Source organism: Mesorhizobium sp. M1A.F.Ca.ET.072.01.1.1 (assembly GCF_004023325.1).
GTDB lineage: Bacteria > Pseudomonadota > Alphaproteobacteria > Rhizobiales > Rhizobiaceae > Mesorhizobium.
The window spans coordinates 1-585 of the sequence record NZ_RZSF01000701.1 but is presented as its reverse complement, the minus strand read 5'-3'; the positions used below and the strand labels follow the sequence as shown (position 1 = coordinate 585).

Annotated in this window: 1 pseudogene; it reads right to left on the bottom strand. The window is 64.6% G+C overall.

From position 1 onward, the window contains the following. Positions 1–52: 52 nt before the first annotated feature. A pseudogene (locus EOA32_RS37625) lies at positions 53–585 on the bottom strand (adhesin); the annotation flags it as partial.

The following is a 585-nucleotide window of genomic DNA, read 5'->3' as shown; positions in this document are numbered from 1 at the left end:
GGCCGAGTTTTCAGAGAGGCGAGCCGCCGCTGCCGGCAGCCCGCCTGTCGGTTCACACCAGCTCGCTCGTCCCGCTGCCGATTCCCGTCAGGGTGAACTCCGCCGGATTGTAGGTCACGACCGTATGGCCCTCGCCGTCATCGGCGAGCTTGAAGCCGCTCGCATCGTAAGTGCCGAGCAAATGCAGCGTGGCATTGTGCGCGCCGTCCGAGACGGTCAACGTGCCGCCACTGCCATCCTGGCTCGCCTGATAGACGACCGTCGTTCCGACACCGAATAGGATGTCGTTGAGGTCCAGCTTGTCGTCGTTGGTGATACCGCCGATCCGTCCGCCGTAGTCAAAGGAGTCGTCGAGCTCCAGCGTGCCGGCCGCATTCTGCGCAAAGGTGACATCCATCGACGAGGCTGCGCCGAATTCCAGCTTCGACAGGTTGCCGATCGTGGCATCGCCGTCACCGGTGACTTCGCCGTGGATGACAATGTTGCCGCCATTGGCCGAGAGCATGCCGGAATTCGCCAGCCCGCCGGCGACGACCAGGCCGCCCGAACCGGTCGCTTCCAGCATGCCGGAGTTGGTGACGACGC